This window comes from Kribbella sp. NPDC104740 (genome assembly GCF_055583505.1).
In genome coordinates this window covers 382284-395961 of record NZ_JBVJNV010000005.1, presented here as the reverse complement: position 1 = coordinate 395961, position 13678 = coordinate 382284, and the positions used below count along the sequence as shown (strand labels likewise).

Sequence of the window (13678 nt, the reverse complement as noted above, 5' to 3'; positions counted from 1 at the left end):
GCCGGAAGGCACTGAGGGGCCGTGAGCGCTTTCCGGGCCCCCACCCGCGAGAGGGGACATGGTGACGAGGGAGAAAAGACGCCCTGACCCGAGTTTCGGGCGCCTCATGGCAGGTTCTGCTTCGGTCGACGGGTAGACTGGAGGGGTTGAGAGCGCCGCGCCTCCCTGTTCTGCTCAGGATCCCCTGGGCGGGGTGGGACAGGGGCGGCGTCCACTGTGCATCGATGCCCCGCTGACCGGGGTCCGAGGAGGACAACATCCGGTGACCGACGAGCCGACCGAGACCGACGCCATCCCGTCCGCCGACAGCACCGGCACCGAAGAGGAACTGACCGAGATCACGTCCAGCGTCGTCGAACGCGAGTACGACGCCAGCGCGATCCAGGTCCTCGAGGGCCTCGACGCCGTCCGCAAACGGCCGGGCATGTACATCGGGTCCACCGGTGAGCGCGGTCTGCACCACCTGGTCTACGAGGTGGTCGACAACGCCGTGGACGAGGCCCTGGCGGGGTACTGCGACAAGATCGTCGTCACGCTGCTGGCCGACGGCGGCGTCCGCGTCGTCGACAACGGCCGCGGCATCCCGGTCGGCATCGTCGAGTCCGAGGGCAAGCCGGCCGTCACCGTCGTACTGACCGTGCTGCACGCCGGCGGCAAGTTCGGCGGCGGCGGGTACAAGGTGTCCGGCGGTCTGCACGGCGTGGGTGTCTCGGTCGTGAACGCGCTGTCCACCAAGCTCCAGGTCGATGTGAACACCGGCGGCAAGAGCTACACGCAGACGTTCACGATGGGCAACCCGGACGAGGACCTGGCCGAGACCGGGACCGCGGACTCCACCGGCACCACGATCACCTTCTGGCCCAGCGCCGACGTCTTCGAGACCACCGTCTACTCCTACGAGACGCTGTCCACCCGCTTCCGCGAGTACGCCTTCCTGAACAAGGGCCTCGAGCTCGTCATCCGTGACGAGCGCCCGGACCACACCGAGGACGGCAACCCGGTCGAGCAGTCGTTCAAGTACGACGACGGCCTGGTCGACTACGTGAAGTACCTGACCGGCATCCGCGAGACCGTGCACCAGAACGTGATCGCGTTCGAGGCCGCGCAGGGGCAGAACAACCTCAGCCTCGAGGTCGCGATGCAGTGGAGCGGCTCGTTCCAGGAGTCGGTGCACACCTTCGCGAACGCGATCAACACCCACGAGGGCGGGACGCACGAAGAGGGCTTCCGGGCCGCGCTCACCTCACTGGTCAACTCGTTCGGCGAGGACCAGGGGATGATCAAGAAGAAGGAGGACCGGCTCACCGGTGACGACATCCGGGAGGGCCTGACCGCGATCATCTCGGTCAAGCTCGCCGAGCCGCAGTTCGAGGGCCAGACCAAGACCAAGCTCGGCAACACCGAGGTCAAGGGTTTCGTCCAGCGGGTCGTCAACGACCGGCTCGGCGCCTGGTTCGAGCAGAACCCGCAGGAGGGTCGCGAGATCATCCGCAAGGCGACCGCGGCCGCGAGCGCCCGGCTGGCCGCCCGCAAGGCCCGCGACCTGGCCCGCAACCGCAAGGGCCTGCTCGGCGGCGGCGGTCTCCCGGGCAAGCTGTCCGACTGCCAGTCGACCAACCCCGAGGAGTGCGAGGTCTACATCGTCGAGGGTGACTCGGCCGGTGGCTCCGCCAAGGGTGGCCGGGACCCGAAGTTCCAGGCGATCCTGCCGATCCGGGGCAAGATCCTGAACGTCGAGAAGGCCCGGATCGACAAGGTCCTGCAGAACAACGAGGTCCAGGCCATCATCTCCGCGCTGGGGACCGGCATCCACGAGGACTTCGACGAGGAGAAGCTGCGGTACCACAAGATCGTGATCATGGCCGACGCCGACGTCGACGGCCAGCACATCCGGACGCTGCTGCTGACGCTGCTGTTCCGCTTCATGCGGCCGCTGATCGAGCGCGGTCACGTGTACGCCGCCCAGCCGCCGCTGTACAAGATCCGCTGGAGCAACCAGCCGCACGAGCTGGCCTACACCGAGCGGGAGAAGGACGGCCTGATCGCGGCCGGTGCCGAGGCGGGCAAGAAGCTGCCCAAGGACAACGCGATCCAGCGGTACAAGGGTCTGGGCGAGATGAACGCCCAGGAGCTGTGGGAGACCACGATGGACCCGGCCAACCGGGTGCTGCTGCAGATCACCCTGGACGACGCCGCGCGCGCGGACGAGACGTTCGCGACGCTGATGGGCGACGACATCGAGGCGCGCCGGAACTTCATCCAGCGCAACGCCAAGGACGTCCGCTTCCTCGACATCTGAGCGCCCCACCGGCTCCGGTACGCCGTACCGGGGCCGGTCCCCAGCGCCGAACTCACCGACGTACGACGTCTGAACCGAACGGGACGAGCTTCACATGACCGAGACCCCCATTTCCCCGGGACACGACCGGATCGAGCCCCTCGATCTGCAGACGGAGATGCAGCAGTCGTACCTCGACTACGCGATGGCCGTGATCGTCGGCCGCGCGCTGCCCGAGGTGCGCGACGGGCTCAAGCCGGTGCACCGGCGGATCCTCTACGCGATGTACGACGGCGGCTACCGCCCGGACCGCGGCTTCTCCAAGTGCTCCCGCGTCGTCGGTGACGTGATGGGTCAGTACCACCCGCACGGCGACTCCGCGATCTACGACACCCTGGTCCGGCTCGCCCAGCCGTGGGTGATGCGCGCGCCGATGATCCAGGGCCAGGGCAACTTCGGTTCCCCGGGCAACGACCCGGCCGCCGCGATGCGGTACACCGAGTGCCGGCTGGCCCCGCTGGCGATGGAGATGGTGCGCGACATCGACCAGGAGACGGTCGACTTCCGCCCCAACTACGACGGCCGCTCGCAGGAGCCGGTGATCCTCCCGGCCCGCTTCCCGAACCTGCTGGTCAACGGCTCGGCCGGCATCGCCGTCGGCATGGCCACCCAGATCCCGCCGCACAACCTGCGCGAGGTCGCCGCGGCCGCGAACTGGTGCCTCGAGCACCCGGACGCGACCCAGGAAGAGGTCCTGGCCGCGTGCATGGAGAACATCAAGGGCCCGGACTTCCCGAACGGCGCCCTGATCGTCGGCTACAAGGGCATCGACGACGCCTACCGCACCGGTCGCGGCTCGGTCACGATGCGCGCGGTGGTCGACATCGAGGAGGACGCCAAGGGCCGGACCAGCCTGGTCGTCAGCCAGCTGCCGTACATGGTCAACCCGGACAACTTGGCGCAGAAGATCGCCGAGCTGGTGAACACCGGCAAGATGACCGGGATCGCCGACATCCGCGACGACACCTCGTCGCGGACCGGGCAGCGACTGGTGATCGTGCTGAAGCGCGACGCGCAGCCGCGCGTCGTACTGAACAACCTGTACAAGCACACGCAACTGCAGGACACCTTCGGCTGCAACATGCTGGCGCTGGTCGACGGCGTACCGCGCACGCTCAGCCTGGACCTGTTCATCACGCACTGGATCGACCACCAGATCGAGGTCATCCAGCGGCGCACCCGGTACCGGCTGCGCGAGGCGGAGAAGAACGCGCACATCTTCCGCGGCTACGTGAAGGCGCTGGACGCCCTCGACGAGGTGATCGCGCTGATCCGGCGCAGCCCCGACGTCGACGAGGCCCGCCAGGGCCTGATCAGCCTGCTGGAGATCGACGAGACGCAGGCCCAGGCGATCCTGGACATGCAGCTGCGCCGGCTGGCCGCCCTGGAGCGGCAGAAGATCATCGACCGGCTGAACGAGCTGGAAGCGATCATCGCCGACCTCGAGGACATCCTGGCCGACCCGGTCCGGCAGCGGACCATCGTCCGCGACGAGCTGGCCGAGATCGTCGAGAAGTACGGCGACGAGCGGCGGACCGAGATCGTCGCCGCCGACGGCGACCTGTCGGTGCAGGACCTGGTGCCGGACGAGGACGTGGTCGTCACGATCACCCGCGGCGGCTACGCGAAGCGCACCAAGACCGACCTGTACCGGGTGCAGAACCGCGGCGGCAAGGGCGTCCGCGGCGCGACGATGCGCGCCGAGGACGAGATCGGGCACTTCTTCGCCACCACGAACCACCACTGGATGCTGTTCTTCACCACCAAGGGCCGGGTCTACCGGGCCAAGGTGTGGCAGCTGCCGGAGTCGGCGCGCGACGCCAAGGGTTCGCACGTGGCCGGTCTGCTCTCGTTCCAGCCGGACGAGGAGATCGCCCAGGTTCTCACGCTGCGTGACTACGAGCAGTCCGACTACCTGGTGCTGGCGACCCGGCGCGGCCTGGTCAAGAAGACCGCGCTGACCGACTACGACTCGGCCCGGCAGAGCGGCATCATCGCGGTGAACTTCCGCGAGGACGACGACGAGCTGATCGGCGCCGACCTGGCCACCGCGGCCGACGACCTGCTGCTGGTGTCCCGCAAGGGGCAGTCGATCCGCTTCACCGCGAACGACGAGCAGCTGCGGCCGATGGGCCGGGCGACCTCGGGTGTGACCGGGATGAAGTTCCGCGACGGCGACGAGCTGCTCTCGATGTCGGTGATCCGGGCCGGCTCGGAGGAGGACGCGCAGTACGTCTTCACCGTCACCGATGCCGGCTACGCCAAGCGCAGCCGCGTCTCGGAGTACCGGCAGCAGGGTCGCGGCGGTCTCGGCATCAAGGCCGTCAAGCTGAACGACGAGCGCGGGTCGCTGGTCGGTGCGCTGATCGTCGTCGACGCCGACCAGGTGCTGGCGATCAAGGGCAGCGGCCAGGTCGTCCGCAGCCGGGTCGACTCGGTGCCGGTCAAGGGCCGCGACACGATGGGTGTCCGGTTCGCCGGTGTCGGCGAGTCCGACGCCGTGGTCGCGATCGCGCGCAACACCGATCTCACCGTCAGTGACGAGGAGCTCGACGAGTCGGGCCAGCCGGTCACCGAAGGTGCCCAGGATGTGGACGCAGCGACAACCGAAACCGCCCCCGAGAGCGTCAAGAATGATGACCAGCATTCGACTGACGTCGAGGGCACGGCTACCGTCGAAGACGACGACGCCGGCCAGGAGGGCATCTGATGACCAACCGCTCGAGGCCGAACTGGCCTGATGGGGCGGACAGCGCCAAGTCCCGACCGCCGCAAGGTGGCAACGGGAAGGCTGCGTCCACCCCACCGGCCACACCGGCCTCCAACGGTCGTAACAACGGCGCGCAGCCGCGCCCGGCGACCGCGAACGGCCAGGGCGACCCCCGGAGCTCCGCTCCGGCCGATCCGCGCACCGCGGGCCGGCCGGCGGCACAGCCCGGTACGCCGTCCCGGCCGCCGCAGCAGCCGCCGGTGCGACCGGTGACGACGCAGGCGCCGGGTGGGCGACCGGCCGCGCCGAGTACGCCTGGGCGTCCGGAGCAGCGGTCTGGTGGCGCTTCGGCGCCGGGGGCTGGGGTTTCTGGCGCTGCCGGTAAGGCTGGGGCTGTCGGCGCTGGTGCTGCTGGTGCGGGAGCTGCTGGAGCTGCGGGGACCGCGCGAGCGGGCGGTACGGCGTACGGGCAGACCGGGAAGGTCACGACCCCGGCCAAGCCCGGCGAGAGCTTCGGTGACCGGGTCAGCGCGGCGAAGGCCGCGGTGCTCGAGAAGGCCGCCGCGGTCAAGGACGCCGCCGCCGAGAAGACCCGCCCGGCCGACGACGCCGAGCCGGTCGCCCGGTCCCGCGGCCAGGTCCGCAAGGCCCGGCTGCGGCTGTCCCGCGTCGACCCCTGGTCGGTGATGAAGACGGCGTTCCTGCTGTCGATCGCCTTCGGCATCGTCACCTGGGTCGCGGTCTTCATCGTCTGGTCCGCGATCGGCGCCGCCGGCGTCTTCGACAACATCAACAACACCGTCACCGAGGTGCTCGGCACCCCGGCGGCCGAACCGTTCGACATCGAGAACTACGTCAACACCGGCAAGGTGATGGGCTTCACCACCCTGCTGGCGTGCGCCGACGTGCTGATCATCACAGCGCTCGCGACGCTCGGTTCGTTCCTCTACAACATCGCCGCCACGCTGCTCGGCGGCCTCGAAGTCACGCTCGCGTCCGAGGACTGAGCCACTCCCCCGATCGGGCCCGGCGAGGGCCCGATCGGATTTGGGAGTCGGGGTCCCGGTGCGGTAATCTCTCTCCGGTTCGACCCCGCAAGTGCGGGCCTATAGCTCAGTTGGTTAGAGCGCTGCCCTGATAAGGCAGAGGTCACTGGTTCAAATCCAGTTAGGCCCACAAAACCCTGATCGACGCCGATCCGAGGAGTCCCGGTGCTGAAGAAGATTCTGCTGGTACTGCTGGCGAGCGTCGGTGGATACTTCGTCTACAAGAAGTCCCAGCAGGCCCGCGCCGAGCAGGACCTCTGGGCCGAGGCCGTCGACCCGGTCACCCCGGGCCGCTGATCACCCCCACGGGGGCGTAGCTCAACTGGCAGAGCACTGCCTTTGCAAGGCAGGGGTTAGGGGTTCGAGTCCCCTCGTCTCCACCACATCTTCTCCCCCGCGCTGATCGGTAGACCCCACGCGCGCTCCGCAGCCGCCTTCCGTCGCTCCGCTCCTCCAGGCGACCGCTCCGCGTGCTCCCACCCACCCTGCGCTTAGCGCGCGAACTGTGCGGGCTGGCGCCCTCAGTGACCACTCTGTGGCTGGGGTGGTCTTTCGGGTGGCCGCTTGTGCCGGAGCGAGGCCAGAGAAACCCACGTCGTCCGAGCATTCACTGCGCACACCGGCCAACTGAAGCTGCGCGACGGCGCTCATAAAGCCCATGCCGACAACACCCGACCCCCAGCACAATGGGGCCATGGTGGAGGAGACCGTTCCGGACGGGGAAACGCCGACCCCCGCCCTGGTCGCAGCGTGGCTGGCCCTGGACACCCTGCACGCAGAGGCCGTGCCGATGTGGGCGGCCAACTGGCTCGTTCAGGGATGCGACGGTAGGTCGCTGGCGGAACTGGCCGGCCTCAGCGGGCGGGACACCCGTGAGGTTCGCGACCTTCTGCCGGCAGCTCTCGCGGACGCCGGCGTCGACCCTTTGTCGTCGAGGCAGGCCGCTCTCAAGGTGGCGTACAACCACATCGCCGACATGTATCTGACTGGCCGGGTCCGCTCGACCTGGGTCGTCGATCAAGTCGTCGGAGTGGTGACTGCCAACGAGTACGCCGCCGAGGCCTTCGAGCAGCCTCTCGGCGATCTTTGGGGACTCGCCGACGAAATGGGCGCACCGTGGGGCCGGCCGGAGGACGAGTTACCCGGAGTCGTGCGCCAGGCGTGCATCGAGCAACTTCAGCAATGACGGGGTTCCGGCCTCACTTGATCGGACGGTCGGATCGCTAGTCGTCGTCCCCGCGAAAGGAATCGACGGCTCGCTCGCGCAGCATGTCCAGCTGAGTGGTGAGAACCCCGATGCCTTCCAGCGCGGTCCAAACCTGGCAGCAGCTCGGGCGCTTGAAAGCGGTCGCCCAAGACCTGGCCGATCGGTTGTCCGTAGTCGGTCGACATGACCTGCATGCTGCCAGGTGATCGCCGCGGTCTGCTAACGGCTCTGCGGCAGGAGGCGACTTCCTGCGTGATCGCGAGCGGGGGCCTTCGGGCGCGACTGCTCGGAGTGGGGCACAGGTAGAAGCCTGTGCCCCACTTGGCGGTCAGCGGAGGGCAGGCAGCCAGGGGTGGTGTGGGTAGAGCGGCGCGATGCGGTCGAGGAGCCATCGGCGGCGGGCCGGGTCGAGGAGGTGGGCGACGTCGGTGAAGTCGGCGGTGTCCTTTGGGCGGGGGCCTCGGGACTTGAAGAGGAGGACGATCTCCGGGGCGAGGTACGGGAGGCCGGTGGGCGAGGTCCGGGTGATCTCAGTGAGGGGTTTTCGGATGGCGCCGCGGCCTCGGTGGTAGATCCACTCGTCGGCTTCGGAGGCGGCGAAGAGGATCTGGATCGGGGACGGGTGGAGGCAGTCGGGGAAGACCAGGGCGTTCGGGCCGGGGGCTAGTTGTTCGCCGACGGCCCAGGGGCGGCGCTTGCCGGTCTGTGGGTCCTGGATCGACGGGCGCGGGGTGGTGAAGGTCGCGGAGACCTGGTCCAGGTCGCGGGCAAGGACCAGGACGTCAACGTCGCCGTGGGAGCGGCGGACGCGGCCGGCGAACAGGTCCAGGGCCCAGCCTCCGGCGATCCAGTAGTTGGACGGGTAGTCCTGGAACGCGGCGCGGGTCGCGGTGAGGGCTTCTGATTGGTCGACTGAACTCAAGGGAGGAACTCCTCGCATCAGTGGATGCGGTGAGCCTCGGGGAGGGTCAGAGCCGCTGGGCGGACCAACGAGGCGGCACCGCGTGGAAACTACGCATGTGGACCACCTCCTTTGGGCTCTGACGCTGGCCGCAGCTTAACGGGCAGTGCGGAGGTCGGCATGGCAATTTGGGTTCGGGCTCTTGGAAGGAGCGAGATGTTTCTGCTGCAGATGTCGGGTGTGCCTGGGGCTGGGAAGTCCACGGTTGCCGCTCATGTTGTCGAGGCCTTCGGCGCGGTTGTTGTCGACTACGACGTGATCAAGTCTGCTGTTCTGGACGCGGGGTTCGATGTCGACGGGAGTACCAGGGCGGCGTACGAGGTGATGTATGCGCAGGCTCGGCATGTGCTGGCGCAGGGGCATTGTGTGGTGATGGACAGTCCGTGCTTCTGGCCGCGGATCGTGAGTGAGGGGATGGAGATCGCGCGGGCGGGCAATGCGACGTACAGGTACGTCGAGTGCCGGATCGAGGATTTGGAGCTGCTCGAGCAGAGGCTTGCTCGGCGGCCGCGGTTGCGGACTCACCGGCGCGGTATCGACAGTCCGCCGGTGGATCTGGGTGAGGAACCGGTGGACGGTGCGGCGCTCTTTCGGGAATGGATGGGGCGGGTCCAGCGTCCGTCGGGGAACTACCTTCAGGTGGACATGCAGCGGCCGCTGGCCGATGTTCTGGCGGAAGTGGACGTCCATCTGAACGGCTCGGCGCGGGAGAGCAGGTCGGGTGGGAAGCCTGTCCACTGCAGTGTGGTGGGGAGGTGCTGCATGTCGTTGTAGAGGAGGACTGACGACGGACGGTCGGGGGTGTAGCGGATGACCGTCAGGTGGGCGGTTTCTGTTGCTCGGGGCAACGGGCTGTGGTGGATGGTGGTGAGGGGGACGTCGCGGAGGCGTTCGCCGAGGAGGGCTGCTTGGTGGCGGCCGGACTCGGTGAGGGTGTGGCCGTCGGGGGTGGCCTCGGCGTGGCGGGTCAGGTAGAGGTGGCGGGTCATCGAACTCCTAGGAGCTGTTGTGGACGAGGCACCCGAGCGGTTCACGATCGTGCCGGACGACTATCACGTGCCGTACGCGGGGACGGCCGCGGACGGGCGGAAGTTCTTCCTGAGTGAGGAGCTGTTCGAGCTGGACTCGGCGTACGTCGGGTTGTTCCTGTGGAAGGCTGACGGGACGTTCGACGAGGTGCGCGTGCAGGAAGTTGGCCGGCCGGGAGGCGGGCCGCCCGGGCAGGCGGGGCCGGTTGGGGAGGACGAGTTGGTCGCGGCGCGGCTGGCGGAGCTCGGGGAGTACGTGCTGGAGGCGATCGAGGTCGCGCCGTTCACCGTGGAGGTCGACGGCGTGACCTTCGGTTGGGTGGCCGAGGAGTTCGAGGGTGAGTACTCGATCCACATCGAGCCGGGGGACTTCATCGCGTACTACGAGCCGTGGGACGGGCTGCAGTACGACACCTAGCGGCCCTAGGCTCCGAGGCGTGGCGACGACTCGGCTTGATGTGCAGCGGATCCGGGCGGCTCGGGCGGGGATCGATCCGGTGTTTCTCGGGTCGCCGTTCTTCGGGTGTGAGCCGTTGGGGGCTCGGCTCGGGTGTGCGGTGGGGATCAAGCTGGAGACGGCGAACCCGGTGCGGAGCTTCAAGGGGCGGGGTACCGAGTTGGTGGCCGGGCAGTTGGTGGCCGATGGGCAGCGGGACGTGGTGTGCGCGAGTGCGGGGAATCTCGGGCAGGCGCTCGCTTGGTCGGGGCGTGGGCGGGGGCTCGAGGTGACCGTGGTGGCTTCGCGGTTCGCGCCGCGGGTGAAGCTGGAGCGGATCCGGGCGCTGGGGGCCCGGTTGGAGCTGGTGGACGGGGATCACGAGCTGGCTCGGGAGCGGGCGGCGGCGATCGCGCGGTATGACGGGATCCGGTTGCTGGAGGACAGCCTGGACCTCGAGACCTGTGAAGGTGCGGCGACGATCGGGCTCGAGCTGGTGGAGAGCGGGACGCCGTTCGACGTGGTGCTGATCGCCTTGGGCGGTGGGGCGATGGCGACCGGGATCGGGCAGGTGCTGAAGGAGCTCGCGCCGGAGGTCGAGGTGATCTGTGTGCAGCCGATGGGCGCGCCGGCGATGACGCGGTCGTGGCGGGAACGGCGCGTGGTCACGACCGAGTCGGCCGACACGATCGCGGACGGGGTGGCGGGGCGGTTTCCGATCGCGGAGGTGCTGGGCGACCTGCTGGTGGTGGCGGACGACGCAGTACTGGTGCGGGAGGAATCGATCGTCGCCGGACTGCGGATCTTGTACGACGAGGCCGGGCTCGTGGTCGAGCCGTCGGCCGCGCTCGGCGTCGCGGCGCTGCTCGAGGATCCCGAGCGGTTCGCCGGGCGAAGCGTGGTGACCGTCGTGTGCGGGAGCAACGTCGACCCGATCTCGCATCGCCGCTGGATCGCCTGACCGGGCTACGGCAGCGTGTAAGCCTCAGCCGCACGCACGCGTGCGGAACTCGGCGGCGGGCACCGTCGCTGTCGTGTCTTCCGGATTCTCTTCGTCAGCGTGCAAACCGGCGTCGTAGCGAACCTGGCCGGGCCGCAGCAGCTTCAGGTCCTCGGTGGAGAACTCGACGCCGCCTGCTGACCACGAGTGGTCGGTGGTCCAGCCGTACAACGTGTAGGACCGTCCTGGTTGCAGTGCCTTCAACGGCGAGTCAGTCCTCCAGTCGCTTGTCGGCGTGCCGAGGTCCACGAGGCTTGACGATTCCACAGCGGGAGAGACGACCCAGTCGCCCACTGTCGCCGGTTCGGGCGCTGACTCGCCGGAATCGGCGACAGGGGTCTCGTACAGCCTGGCTCCGTCGATGTGGCCCTCACACACCTCCAGGACGCCGATCGGTCGGCCGTCGGCGTCCACGGTGATGCCCATCATTCCTGCGGATGGCGGACCGCAGGCGGTCAGCAGGAGTGCTGGGGCCAGGAGTACGAGGACGACCCACTGCTTCATCGATCGTCCGGCGCTGGTCACTCGCTCAGCTGCCGACGTACTCCGCCAGGTGTTTGCCGGTGAGGGTTTTGCGGGACTTCACCAGAGCTGCGGGGGTGCCCTCGAAGACCACGTGGCCGCCGTCGTGGCCGGGGCCGGGGCCCAGGTCGATGATCCAGTCGGCGTGGGCCATCACGGCTTGGTGGTGCTCGATGACGATGACGGACTTGCCGGAGTCGACGAGTTTGTCGAGCAGGGCAAGGAGTTGCTCGACGTCGGCGAGGTGGAGGCCGGTGGTCGGTTCGTCGAGGACGTAGATGCCGCCCTTCTCGGACATGTGGGTGGCGAGCTTCAGGCGTTGGCGTTCGCCGCCGGACAGGGTGGTCAGAGGCTGGCCGAGGCTGATGTAGCCGAGGCCCACGTCGGCGAGATTCTGGAGGATCTTGTGGGCGGCGGGGGTTTTCGCGTCGCCCTCGGCGAAGAAGTCGAGGGCCTCGGCGACGGGGAGGGCGAGGACCTCGCTGATGTCCTTGCCGCCGAAGGTGTACTCCAGGACGTCGGCGGAGAAGCGTTTGCCCTCGCAGACCTCGCAGGTGGTGGTGATGCTGGCCATGATGCCGAGGTCGGTGTAGATGACGCCGGCGCCGTTGCAGTTCGGGCAGGCGCCCTCGGAGTTCGCGCTGAACAGGGCCGGTTTGACGCCGTTCTCCTTCGCGAACGCCTTGCGGATCGGTTCCAGCAGACCCGTGTACGTCGCCGGGTTGCTCCGCCGCGAGCCCTTGATCGCGCCCTGGTCGACCGAGATCACGCTGTCGCGCTTGGCGACCGAGCCGTGGATCAGCGAGCTCTTGCCGGAGCCGGCGACGCCGGTGACGACGACCAGCGTGCCGAGCGGGATGTCGACGTCGACGTCCTGCAGGTTGTTCGTGTTCGCGCCGCGGATCTCCAGGACGTCGGTCGGCGTACGGACCTCGTCCTTGACCGTGGCGCGGTCGTCGAGGTGCCGGCCGGTCAGGGTGTCGGCGGTGCGCAGGTCCTCGACGGTGCCCTCGAAGACGACCTGGCCGCCCGCCGTACCGGCTCCGGGGCCGAGGTCGACGACGTGGTCGCCGATCGCGATCGCCTCCGGCTTGTGCTCGACGACGAGGACGGTGTTGCCCTTGTCGCGCAGCTGCAGCAGCAGCTCGTTCATCCGCTGGATGTCGTGCGGGTGCAGGCCGATCGTCGGCTCGTCGAAGACGTACGTGACGTCGGTCAGCGGCGAGCCGAGGTGCCGGATCATCTTGGTCCGCTGGGCCTCGCCGCCGGACAGCGTGCCGGCCGGGCGCTCCAGGCTGAGGTAGCCCAGGCCGATGTCGACGAACGAGTCGAGGGTCTCGCCGAGCGCCGACAGCAGCGGCGCGACCGACGGCTCGTCGAGCTTGCGGACCCACTCGGCCAGGTCGCTGATCTGCATCGCGCACGCGTCGGCGATGCTGATCCCCTTGATCTTCGAGGCCCGCGCCTCCGGCGTGAGCCGGGTCCCCTCGCACTCCGGGCAGGTCGTGAACGTGACCGCCCGCTCGACGAAGGCGCGGATGTGCGGCTGCATCGACTCGACGTCCTTGGACAGGAAGGACTTCTGGATCTTCGGGATCAGCCCCTCGTAGGTGAGGTTGACGCCGTCGACCTTGACCTTCACCGGGTCCCGGTAGAGGAAGTCCTGCATCTCCTTCTTGGTGAACTTCTTGATCGGCTTGTCCGGGTCGACGAAACCCGACTCGGCGTACACCCGGACGGTCCAGAAGCTGTCCGACTTCCAGCCCGGGATCGTGAACGCGCCCTCGGACAGCGACTTGTTCTCGTCGTACAGCTGGGTCAGGTCGATGTCGGAGACCGAGCCGCGACCCTCGCAGCGCGGGCACATGCCGCCGGTGATCGAGAAGCTGCGGCGCTCCTTGACGGTCTGCCCGTGCTTCTCGATCTTCACCGCGCCGGCGCCGCTGATCGACGCGACGTTGAACGAGAACGCCTGCGGCGACCCGACGTACGGCTTGCCGAGGCGGCTGTACAGGATCCGCAGCATCGCGTTGGCGTCGGTCGCCGTGCCGACCGTGGAGCGCGGGTTCGAGCCCATCCGCTCCTGGCCGACGATGATCGCGGTGGTCAGGCCCTCCAGCACGTCCACCTCGGGCCGCGCCTGCGACGGCATGAAGCCCTGGACGAAGGTGCTGTAGGTCTCGTTGATCAGCCGCTGCGACTCCGCGGCGATGGTGCCGAAGACCAGCGAGCTCTTGCCCGACCCGGAGACACCGGTGAACACCGTCAGCCGCCGCTTCGGCAACTCGATGCTGACGTCCTTGAGGTTGTTCTCGCGGGCACCGTGCACCCGGATCAGGTCGTGGCTGTCAGCGTCGTACGCCGGCCGCGCCCGACTCGGCGCAACTTTCTTCGCGGCGGTCTTGGTGGCTCTCGGGGTCATCGGTGCTC

Annotated in this window: 11 protein-coding genes, 2 tRNA genes and 1 pseudogene; 10 read left to right on the top strand and 4 right to left on the bottom strand. The window is 68.5% G+C overall.

Annotated features, from left to right (window positions below):
• Positions 1-262 precede the first annotated feature (262 nt).
• The 7 genes from gyrB to ACZ6Z4_RS27450 all read left to right on the top strand — a co-directional run bounded on the left by gyrB (position 263) and on the right by ACZ6Z4_RS27450 (position 7280).
• Positions 263-2299 (top strand): DNA topoisomerase (ATP-hydrolyzing) subunit B, encoded by a 2037-nt coding sequence (gene gyrB / locus ACZ6Z4_RS27480; RefSeq protein ID WP_465569958.1) that lies wholly within the window; start codon positions 263-265, stop codon positions 2297-2299.
• A gap of 157 nt (positions 2300-2456) precedes the next feature.
• Positions 2457-5048: a DNA gyrase subunit A gene (gene gyrA / locus ACZ6Z4_RS27475; RefSeq protein ID WP_465570203.1), complete on the top strand. Its 2592-nt coding sequence runs from the start codon at positions 2457-2459 to the stop codon at positions 5046-5048.
• Entirely contained in the window at positions 5048-6055 is a 1008-nt protein-coding gene (locus ACZ6Z4_RS27470; protein ID WP_465569957.1) for a DUF3566 domain-containing protein, read from the top strand. Before gyrA ends, ACZ6Z4_RS27470 begins: the two co-directional genes overlap by 1 nt.
• Before the next feature lie 95 nt (positions 6056-6150).
• A tRNA-Ile gene (locus ACZ6Z4_RS27465) sits at positions 6151-6224 on the top strand.
• A 35-nt stretch (positions 6225-6259) separates the two neighbouring features.
• Complete coding sequence (locus ACZ6Z4_RS27460; RefSeq protein WP_237771553.1) at positions 6260-6391, top strand: DLW-39 family protein; 132 nt, start codon at positions 6260-6262, stop codon at positions 6389-6391.
• A 10-nt stretch (positions 6392-6401) separates the two neighbouring features.
• Positions 6402-6477 (top strand) — tRNA-Ala (locus ACZ6Z4_RS27455).
• Positions 6478-6788: 311 nt separating this feature from the next.
• Positions 6789-7280: a hypothetical protein gene (locus tag ACZ6Z4_RS27450; protein WP_465569956.1), complete on the top strand. Its 492-nt coding sequence runs from the start codon at positions 6789-6791 to the stop codon at positions 7278-7280.
• A gap of 349 nt (positions 7281-7629) precedes the next feature.
• On the opposite strand, the gene ACZ6Z4_RS27445 is transcribed toward ACZ6Z4_RS27450, so the two are convergent.
• Positions 7630-8223, bottom strand: a complete 594-nt coding sequence (locus ACZ6Z4_RS27445) for a nucleotidyltransferase domain-containing protein (RefSeq protein ID WP_465569955.1) — start codon at positions 8221-8223, stop codon at positions 7630-7632.
• 195 nt (positions 8224-8418) lie between these two features.
• Between ACZ6Z4_RS27445 and ACZ6Z4_RS27440 the strand changes: the two genes are divergently transcribed.
• On the top strand, positions 8419-9036 hold the full coding sequence (locus tag ACZ6Z4_RS27440; RefSeq protein WP_465569954.1) for a P-loop nucleotide/nucleoside kinase family protein: 618 nt from the start codon (positions 8419-8421) through the stop codon (positions 9034-9036).
• Positions 9037-9092: 56 nt separating this feature from the next.
• On the opposite strand, the pseudogene ACZ6Z4_RS27435 reads toward ACZ6Z4_RS27440, so the two are convergent.
• Positions 9093-9251 (bottom strand): annotated as a pseudogene (locus tag ACZ6Z4_RS27435) (histidine phosphatase family protein); the annotation flags it as partial.
• Between the two features lie 19 nt (positions 9252-9270).
• On the opposite strand from ACZ6Z4_RS27435, the gene ACZ6Z4_RS27430 reads away from it, so the two are divergent.
• Both ACZ6Z4_RS27430 and ACZ6Z4_RS27425 read left to right on the top strand, forming a co-directional pair.
• Positions 9271-9708: a hypothetical protein gene (locus tag ACZ6Z4_RS27430; RefSeq protein WP_465569953.1), complete on the top strand. Its 438-nt coding sequence runs from the start codon at positions 9271-9273 to the stop codon at positions 9706-9708.
• 19 nt (positions 9709-9727) lie between these two features.
• Positions 9728-10687: a threonine ammonia-lyase gene (locus ACZ6Z4_RS27425; protein WP_465569952.1), complete on the top strand. Its 960-nt coding sequence runs from the start codon at positions 9728-9730 to the stop codon at positions 10685-10687.
• A gap of 24 nt (positions 10688-10711) precedes the next feature.
• Here ACZ6Z4_RS27425 and ACZ6Z4_RS27420 read toward each other — a convergent pair whose 3' ends face one another.
• Complete coding sequence (locus ACZ6Z4_RS27420) at positions 10712-11230, bottom strand: hypothetical protein (protein ID WP_465569951.1); 519 nt, start codon at positions 11228-11230, stop codon at positions 10712-10714.
• Positions 11231-11255: 25 nt separating this feature from the next.
• Complete coding sequence (locus ACZ6Z4_RS27415; RefSeq protein ID WP_465569950.1) at positions 11256-13670, bottom strand: ATP-binding cassette domain-containing protein; 2415 nt, start codon at positions 13668-13670, stop codon at positions 11256-11258.
• Between the last annotated feature and the right edge of the window lie 8 nt (positions 13671-13678).

Bases quoted from the DNA above. Each gene is read 5' to 3' on its own strand.
- ACZ6Z4_RS27420 (WP_465569951.1), bottom strand. From the start codon at position 11,230: ATGAAGCAGTGGGTCGTCCTCGTACTCCTGGCCCCAGCACTCCTGCTG.
- ACZ6Z4_RS27415 (WP_465569950.1), bottom strand. From the start codon at position 13,670: ATGACCCCGAGAGCCACCAAGACCGCCGCGAAGAAAGTTGCGCCGAGT.
- ACZ6Z4_RS27450 (WP_465569956.1), top strand. From the start codon at position 6,789: ATGGTGGAGGAGACCGTTCCGGACGGGGAAACGCCGACCCCCGCCCTG.
- gyrA (WP_465570203.1), top strand. From the start codon at position 2,457: ATGCAGCAGTCGTACCTCGACTACGCGATGGCCGTGATCGTCGGCCGC.
- ACZ6Z4_RS27470 (WP_465569957.1), top strand. From the start codon at position 5,048: ATGACCAACCGCTCGAGGCCGAACTGGCCTGATGGGGCGGACAGCGCC.
- ACZ6Z4_RS27440 (WP_465569954.1), top strand. From the start codon at position 8,419: ATGTTTCTGCTGCAGATGTCGGGTGTGCCTGGGGCTGGGAAGTCCACG.